Below are 7,742 nucleotides of genomic sequence, written 5' to 3'. Positions count from 1 at the left end.
ACGCCAGCGCCAGCCGCACATCGTCCGCGGCTACTTCGGCGGCCCACACGTCCGCTACGTCCTGGACGAGAACCCCATGAGTTTCTGATCAATAGAAGCAGGGTGGCGGTTGAGTGGCGGAGGTCGTGGAAGCGGATGCGTCGGAGTCCGGCGCGGTCGAGGAAGCTACGGAATCGGCGTGTGAGGTTGGCCGGGTCGAGAGGTCGGCCGGTGGGCGTCGTGAAGACGAGGCCGCTGTCTTGCCAGGCTGAGTCTGCGGCCTTGCGGTCCATGTCCTGGTGCTGCTTGTGCTCCCTGAGGAAGTGGATGCATTCGGTCGGGAGAGCGATGCGGCGTTCGGATGCGCGGGTCTTGGTGGGCAGGTGGGTGAGGCCGCCGGTGCAGGTGCGCTGGAGTGAGCGGCGGATGCTGGCGGTCCCGCTGTTGAGGTCGAGGTCTTCCCAGTGGAGGCCGAGTAGTTCGCCCTTGCGGAGTCCGGTGCGGAGGGCGAGCTCGTACAGCGCGTGGAGCCGGTCGGTGCGGGCCGCGTCGAGGAACTGGCGGGCCTCGGCTGCGGTGAGCGGACGGAAGCGCCTGGGCTGGTGAGTGGTGGTCTTGACGTTGCGGGCGACGTTGCGGGGCAGTTCGTCCTCTCGGACGGCGTGTTCCAGTGCCGATTTGAGCACCGAGTGCACGTAGGTCACGGTCAAAGCGGACAGCTGCTTCTGGCAGCACTCGCCGATGGCGCAGCACCTCTTCCGTTCGGTGTCCAGGCCCTGGGTGCAGCACTGGCAGGTGGTGCGGAGCCGGTCGAGGAAGGAGCGCACGTCCTTGGTGGTGAGGCGTGCAACCTTCTTGGTGCCGAGGCCGGGGATGATGTGGAGGCGGACGCAGGCGGCGTAGCGGGTGTGGGTGTTCTCCCGAAGCCGGTGGACGGCGACGCTGCCGAGCCAGTAGGTGAGGTAGTCGCCGACGGTGCTGTCGGCGGTGGCGACCAGCAGTCCGCGGTTGCTGTCGGCGATCTTCTCGGCGAGTTTGTTGGCGACTTCTCTCCGGGTGGTGCCGTAGACGCGGACGCGTCTGCGGGTGCCGTTGGCGGCGAGGACGTAGCCGGCGGCTTCCCAGCGGCCGTCTTTTCGCTGGTAGATGGTGCCTTCGCCGTTGGCGCGGGCCTTCTTTCGCTTGGGGGCGGTCATCGGGCGGCTTCTTCCAGATGGCGCTGGACGTAGTCGTCCAGGGCGTGGGTGGGGATGCGGCGGGCGCGGCCGATGGTCAGCGAGGCGAGGCGGCGGGTGCGCAGGAGGTCGTAGAGGGCGGAGCGGCCGATCTTGAGTCGGGCCATCGCCTCGGGGACGGTGAGGAGTTCGTCGTCACGCACCGGCTGTCACTCCCTGTTTGCGTGTCGGGCCGCCGTGGATGAGTGTGGCGAGGCGTTCGAGGTCGGGGGTGAGGCCGGTGCCGTCATAGGCCCAGTGGGCGAGGACGAGGGTGGTCGGGGAGGCCGGTGGGGTGTTGCGGCGTTGCCAGGCGGCACGGGCGGCGCGGAGGGCGCCGAGGGTGGTGGAGTAGGCGCGGGTCTTGGTGGAGAAGTGGCCGCGGAAGCCGAGCATGTGGGCCCACTTGCGCAGGTTCAGGTGCTTGAGGTCGTCTCGGCTGCCGAGGGCCCAGGCGGTGCGGATCATCCAGGCGGCGTGCTCGGGTACGGACTCGAGCCAGAGGTCGGTGATCCTCTTCAGCCGGTGGTCGAGGGTGCCGGTCGCGGCTTCGGTGCCCTTGGTGGCGTACTTGGCGACGTATCCGGCGACCTTGCCCTCGGTGATCGTGGTCCCGGCCCGGAAGGCGGTGGACCGGATGATCCTGATGTCGATCTGCTCACCGAAGCCGAAGGAGCGGGCGCGGCCGTTGATCTCCGGTCCGTCGATGTGGGCGCACGTGGCCGCGATCCGGATGGCATCGGCGAGTAGTTCGGGCGTGGCCCAGGCGGGTGGCGGGGTGTACGGGCCTGCGGGGCCGTCGAGGCGGATCACGGCATGGAAGTGGATCAGCCCGCGCTGTTGGTACTCGGCGACCTTGGCGTACGAGACGCGGGCGACCTTGTGGAGCAGGCGTTGCGGGACACCGGCTGCGGCGGCGATGGTACGGCGCAGGTGGAGCATGAAGCGGGCCCACAAAACCGGGGCGTGGGCGTTCCACAGCACGGCGCCGGTGTAGTCGTAGCGCTCCGGGTCGAGCGCGGTGCCGAGGAGCGGGTCGCCTTTGGTGTGGGTGCGTCCGCAACGGCAGCGGGCGGAGCCGCCCACGCGTCGCCCGTGCACGGGTCCGTATGACGGTGCCGTGAGGGTGGCGAAGACACGGGGGTGGGTGGCGACCTGTTCGGGGATATTCTTGCCGCCGCGCAGGCCGGCGGCGATGAGCTGGTAGGTGTCCTGGCGGTAGAGCTCGGCGCAGGAGGGGCAGCGGGTGGTGCGGCGGTTGCCGCAGCGGACCAGGAGGTGCTCGGCGGGCAGTTCCTTGGATTTCAGTTCGCGCAGGATCTCGCCGGTGAAGGTGTCGATCTCGGTGCGCTGGCCTTCGAGCCGGATCGGCTGGGCGCACCCGCCGAGGGAGGACAGCTGCCTTACCAGGCCCAGCAGGTTCCGGTACCCGGTGAACGTGGGCAGCGCAGCCGAGGCGGGTTCGGGGCGGGGGATTGTTGTGGTGGGGTCGTGCGGTGGCATCCTGGCGGGACCTCTCTGCACTGCGGCACACGCGTGTGCCGTGGATGGATGGGAGGGAGGCCCCGGCAAGGGCGAGGGTTTGGCGACTACACGCCCTTGCCGGGGATCGCTGCGAAGCGGGACCAGGAGGCGGCGGTCACGCGGCCTTGTCCAAGTCGACGCGGTCGGGCAAGTCGCGGACCTTCAGCCCTTCCGCGCACATCAGGTCGTTGATCTGCCAGCAGGCTTCGGTGGGCAGGTAGATCGAGCGCAGCCGGACGGGGCCGCGCATGTCGCCGACGGAGGCGATGGACACGCCCTGGGGCATGGTGCGGTCGGCGGCGGTGATGTCCAGGTCCCGGCCGTCGGGGAAGAGGTGCAGGAAGTCCTCAACGGTGTCGACGCGGTGGCAGATCCGGGCGGACAGGTTGGTTCGTACGGCGGTGGTGAGTACGTCCGCGGAGGGCTTCTGGGTGAGCAGCCACAGCCGGATACCGAACTTGGCGCCCTGGCTGGCGATGGCCAGCAGCTCGGCCTCGAAGCGTTCGCGGGCCTTGCGGTCAGGATGTCGGGTGTAGTTCGCCACCTCGTCGATCACCACGAGCAGCAGCGGCAGCTCGGGGCTGAAGTCGGTGATGCGGTCAGTGCGGTCGGACCAGAACAGCCGCTCCCGGCGCTGCATCTCCTCCCGCACCCAGGCCAGGATCTCGGTCGGCTCGTCGGGGTGGATGGCGTCGGAGACCTTGTACGCGGTACGCCACCAGGGCGCGACCGCACCGAGGTTGGGGTCGATCACGATCAGCCGCACGTCCCGCATGAGCGAGGCGTAGGCGAGCAGGGTGTTGACGGTGATCGACTTGCCGGAGCGCGTGACGCCGGCGATGAGCGCGTGCGCGGAATAGGCGAGGTTGAGCACGATCGGTGTGCCGTCCTCGCCCCAGCCGAGCAGCACGTCATCGGTGGAGACGAACTGCCCCGGTCGGCAGACCGGAGAGCCGTCCGGACCGAGGAGCGGTGAGCGGATTACCGCCTCCAACGGCTCACGCCGGAAGCCGCGCGCGACGATCACTCCGGGCTTGGGCTGACTGATGCGGATGCGGCGCATTCCCCAGGCGTCGCACAGGCCCTCGTTCGCGTCCTGCCAGGCGCTGAGCCCGACCTGCGGCAGCGCGTCGGCGGTGACGGTGACGCCGAAGGCATCGGCACGGGTATGCAGACGCGGCACCAGCACGCGCGGCTTGGTCGGTGGCTCCTGCCTGCCGTACTGCTGGACCACGGTTGGGGTGGCGTCCATGACCGCGAGGCCGAGCATCGGCGCGAGCCGCTTCCAGCCCCACCGCATCCGCCGCGCCTGCCGCAGACTGACCCGGGTCTCCGCATCGGCCCGGTACCAGCGTGCGAAGCAGAACCCGGCCCAGCCCAGCATCCCAAGCACGTCCAGCACGGCGAAGACGAGAAGCGCGAGCCCAAGGCGGTTGCCGGGCATCAGGCGCTCGCCTTGAGGGTGATGGCGTCGGCGCGGACGGAGACGCCGTGCCGGTCCTTGCCGTTGATCTCGTTCTCCCAGGCCGAGGCGACAAGTCCGGTGAAGACGACCGGCAGGCCGACCTTCAGGCCCTTGCCGAGACCCGGCTCGGGGACCTTCACGGCGATCACTTCGGCGCGGCCGTTGAACGCGAACATCACTTCCACCATGTGCACGTGGGCGCCGGTGCCCCGGTCGATCGCGGGCTGTCGGCCCTCGCGGTCCTTGAACTGCGGCCGGGGCTCGGAGGCCAGGATCATCAGTGCCTGGGACTGGTCGATGGGCATGGTCTTCACGGCAAACCTCCAGGTAGAGGGGTGTGGATCACCCGTGTGGGTGATCGTGTGCCGCAACCATACCTTCATTCCATCCGAAGTCCATCCCTATTGAGTTCCATCCGTTCCTGCGGTGGTCCATCCATCAGGCGGCTACCCTGAGCCCGTGAGGCGGCTGAGCTGGTGAAACACGACAGTCAGCGGGCGGCCTGCGGCGGATGGACTCGGACTCGGATCAGGGATGGACATGGCTGCTGCTGACGAAGCGCGCTTGACGTTCGAACGCATCGCGGACGACCTGCGGCAGCAGATCCGGGACGGCGAACTGCGTCCAGGTCAGCTCCTGCCGACGCAGAGCCAGCTCATGCAGACCTACAAGGCATCGAGCCTGACCGTGCAGAAGGCGATTCGGCTTCTCAGGAATGAGGGCTGGGTCATCGCCCGCCAGGGGCGCGGCACCTTCGTCACGCGCTCGGCCGACTTCGAGGACGCCTTCGAGAAGGTTGCTGGCGATCTCCAGCAGCAGATCTACTCCGGCGCTCTGGCTCCCGGCGCCAGGCTCCCGGCTCGCGAGGTCCTGGCGGAGTACTACGCGGTGCCGCTCAACGTGGTCACCAACGCCATCGCCCTGCTGGCGGGCAACTTCCTCCTGCGCTACCCCGGCGAGCTGCCAGGTGATGAGGTCTACGTACGTGACTGGGACGACCACGGCTTCGCCACCCAGCTCATCCACGGTCGGTTGGTCGGCAAGATCAGAGACGGATCGCTGGCCAAGGGTGCCACTGTGACAGTGGACGAGGTGGTCGACATGCTTGGTGGCGACGCCGAGGCCGCGGATCAGGCCCTGAACTTCCTTGCGCTGGAGGGAAGGATCAAGAAGTACGCAAAGAGGAACGGGGCACGCCAGGAGTTCGAGTACGTCATCATTGGCGGCGAGTTCGGCACAGAGGTGCCGGTCACGGTGCAGCCGGTGGACGAGCCGGACGAAGCGTCGACGATCCCGCAGAAGGAGTTTCCGGCGGCCGGATTGGCGGATTTGGCCTACAAGCTGGAACGCGCCCTGGAGCGGATCGAGGAGCTGGAGGAGCGCGTTGAACGCCTCGAAGGCCGTGACGCGGGCTGAGGCTAATACGTGAACGAGGGCGTCCCCGAAGGCCGCAGGTTGGCCTTCGGGGACGCTTCGCGTTGATCGGTCAGGGCTGGTACTCGTAGCCGATGGTGAACCGGGGCGGCAGACACCACTCCCCGTACTCGATGATCCCCTCTGCGTCCGACCAGCGGTGAGCGCCAGCCAGGATCGGGGAACCGACCGGCAGGCCGAGTGCGCTCGCCTCGCGGGCATCGGCCGGGCGGGCGTGCATGTCGTCACGGGCGTGGGTGATCGTGCGTCCGGTGGCTTCCAGGACCCGGGCGGACAGTCCGTGATTGCGGCCCGGGGCGGTGTTCAGCAGGTCCGGTACGAGGGCGGCGAACGGGGCCGGATACCAGGTCACCGCGAACACGGTCCGGGTCTTGCCCCGGCCGGCCAGCCACTCGCGTCGCACCACCTGATCCCCGGCTTCCAGGTCGAAGATCTCCGCCACATACAGCGGCGGCGTGATCAGCTCCGCCGCAGTCACACGGCTCGTCTCACCTTCCGCGAGGAACGACTTCACCCGCTGGACCCGTGCCAGCCGGTCCCGCGCCGACAGCGTCCAGCGCGGATCGTCGGCGACGTAGGTGCCTCGGGGGGTGGTGCGGATGAAGTTCTCCACTTGAAGGGCCTGCAAGGCGCGGGAGACGGTGGCTGCTGCTGCCTGCCACTGTCCGGCGATCTCCCGGTTCGTCGGCAGCTTGGCGCCCGGCTCAAGCTCTCCCGACAGGATGCGCTCCCGGAAGTGATCCGCGATCTTCGTGAACGTCTTGGGACTGGGCATAAGACGTGCCCCTCCGTTGAGTTGACGTGATGTCAGTGAGGGCACACTAGTGCACTACGAACCGTAGCGGGAGTGCTTCGGCCACTCGAATACTGAACTAGAGCACCGACCTGTCAATAGGTTGGCCATGTGACGTTCGAGAGGTGGCGATGTGCAGTGACGGAGCCGACCAGGTACTCGACCCCGCCGGTTGAACTCCCGTTGCGCCTGGAGCCGGAGCCGACGCCCGTCGAGGGCTGTGCGGGCTGTGTCGAGCTGGCCAACGTACGTGACCGTGCCCGCGTGGTCGGCGACATGACCACCGTCAGCGACTGCAACGTCTACATGCGACGCCACCCGGAGGGCCACCAGTGACCACACGTACCGTCTACCGATTCGTCCCCCACACCATCCGCCACGTTCCTGAAGGTGGCATCACCTACGAAGCGTTCTGCGTCACCGATGGGTGCCAGGCTGAATCCGGCCCTCACGATGAGCAGGAAGCTGCGCAGGACTGGGCACTCCGTCACACCGGGAGCACGGGCCACGACCTCTTCAGGCGGGTCTTCACCGATCACGCCAAGGTGAGCCGCGCCGATTAGAGCCCCACCGACAGCCATAGCAGGACCCACACCCGCAGACCATCGCACCAGGCCAGCAGCCCCAGCCGCACGCTCAACCGACAGCCAGGGCGTACCGCCGAAGCGGGATGCGTCCAAACTTTCTCTACGTCTTCAAGGCGACCCGCTGACGCGGGTCGCGCGCGGCACGGCCGCCCACCCGGCCCGCTCTCGGCTCCGCCACCGCGGGCCGGCCAGCGACCAGGCCGCGCAGAGACGGCACAGCGGACGACCGGAAGCGCGGAGGAAGCCGGACGCGCCAGCACGGCGAACACCAGGCCGACGGCGAGGCAACGGCGGGGAGTTGGCCGGGGGCAGGCCCGGAGGCGGGGTCGGCCGGCTCCGTGGGCTTTACCCACCTCCCCGGGCCGGGCCCGCGTCGGGCAAGGCCAGGGGGCCACTCGTTCAAATTCCGGGCAGCTCCAAAGCCTGCCCGAGTTGCCGGGCCAGCGTACGGCCCCCTGACCATGCCCGACCCCAACCCGGGCAGGACACCGGCCAAAGCCCACTCCACCAACCTCACGCGCACTGCCGTCTGACGGCAACGCCGACGGCAACAGGGGCGCACAGGAGGGGACTTCCGCGCACATCCACGGACTGGCCGAATTACGGTGACCTGCGAAAACGCAGATGACGGCACCTCGGCCAGCACACGTACTATTGATCCGAAACGGTTTGGGTTCTGGGTCGTTGGTGGGGTGTGAGCGATCTGGTGGGGGACGCGCGGCATCTGTCGCCGTCGGCGCAGGAGG

9 protein-coding genes are annotated in these 7,742 nt (G+C 68.5%); 3 read left to right on the top strand and 6 right to left on the bottom strand.

Annotation, left to right across the window (positions count from 1 at the left end; genetic code table 11):
• From xerC to ACFY15_RS36680, 5 genes are all read right to left on the bottom strand, one after another.
• Positions 1 to 1,175, bottom strand: a 1,175-nt coding sequence (xerC, locus tag ACFY15_RS36700; protein ID WP_390827060.1) for a tyrosine recombinase XerC, incomplete at its 3' end; no start/stop codon positions are given.
• Positions 1,172 to 1,357 carry a helix-turn-helix domain-containing protein gene (locus ACFY15_RS36695; RefSeq protein WP_047465243.1) on the bottom strand — a complete coding sequence of 62 codons (186 nt, stop codon included), beginning with the start codon at positions 1,355 to 1,357 and terminating at the stop codon, positions 1,172 to 1,174. The genes xerC and ACFY15_RS36695, both read right to left, overlap by 4 nt.
• Positions 1,350 to 2,696: a replication initiator gene (locus ACFY15_RS36690; protein WP_390827059.1), complete on the bottom strand. Its 1,347-nt coding sequence runs from the start codon at positions 2,694 to 2,696 to the stop codon at positions 1,350 to 1,352. The genes ACFY15_RS36695 and ACFY15_RS36690 overlap by 8 nt, the downstream gene beginning before the upstream one ends.
• A 136-nt stretch (positions 2,697 to 2,832) precedes the next feature.
• Complete coding sequence (locus ACFY15_RS36685; RefSeq protein ID WP_390827058.1) at positions 2,833 to 4,161, bottom strand: FtsK/SpoIIIE domain-containing protein; 1,329 nt, start codon at positions 4,159 to 4,161, stop codon at positions 2,833 to 2,835.
• A complete protein-coding gene (locus ACFY15_RS36680; protein ID WP_390827061.1) occupies positions 4,161 to 4,487 on the bottom strand; it encodes a hypothetical protein in 327 nt (108 codons plus the stop codon). Before ACFY15_RS36680 ends, ACFY15_RS36685 begins: the two co-directional genes overlap by 1 nt.
• Positions 4,488 to 4,722: 235 nt before the next feature.
• Between ACFY15_RS36680 and ACFY15_RS36675 the strand changes: the two genes are divergently transcribed.
• Complete coding sequence (locus ACFY15_RS36675; protein ID WP_390827057.1) at positions 4,723 to 5,598, top strand: GntR family transcriptional regulator; 876 nt, start codon at positions 4,723 to 4,725, stop codon at positions 5,596 to 5,598.
• Positions 5,599 to 5,668: 70 nt separating this feature from the next.
• On the opposite strand, the gene ACFY15_RS36670 is transcribed toward ACFY15_RS36675, so the two are convergent.
• Positions 5,669 to 6,391, bottom strand: coding sequence for a GntR family transcriptional regulator (locus ACFY15_RS36670; RefSeq protein ID WP_019761424.1), 723 nt, complete (start codon positions 6,389 to 6,391; stop codon positions 5,669 to 5,671).
• A 156-nt stretch (positions 6,392 to 6,547) separates the two neighbouring features.
• Between ACFY15_RS36670 and ACFY15_RS36665 the strand changes: the two genes are divergently transcribed.
• Both ACFY15_RS36665 and ACFY15_RS36660 read left to right on the top strand, forming a co-directional pair.
• Entirely contained in the window at positions 6,548 to 6,745 is a 198-nt protein-coding gene (locus ACFY15_RS36665) for a hypothetical protein (protein WP_390827056.1), read from the top strand.
• Positions 6,742 to 6,972 (top strand): hypothetical protein, encoded by a 231-nt coding sequence (locus tag ACFY15_RS36660; RefSeq protein ID WP_390827055.1) that lies wholly within the window; start codon positions 6,742 to 6,744, stop codon positions 6,970 to 6,972. Before ACFY15_RS36665 ends, ACFY15_RS36660 begins: the two co-directional genes overlap by 4 nt.
• Positions 6,973 to 7,742 lie beyond the last annotated feature (770 nt).

The sequence above is a fragment of the Streptomyces sp. NPDC001373 genome, from assembly GCF_042895815.1.
Classification (GTDB): Bacteria; Actinomycetota; Actinomycetes; order Streptomycetales; family Streptomycetaceae; genus Streptomyces.
Note: the sequence above shows the minus strand (reverse complement) of the source record. Positions and strands in the feature narration are given on the sequence as shown.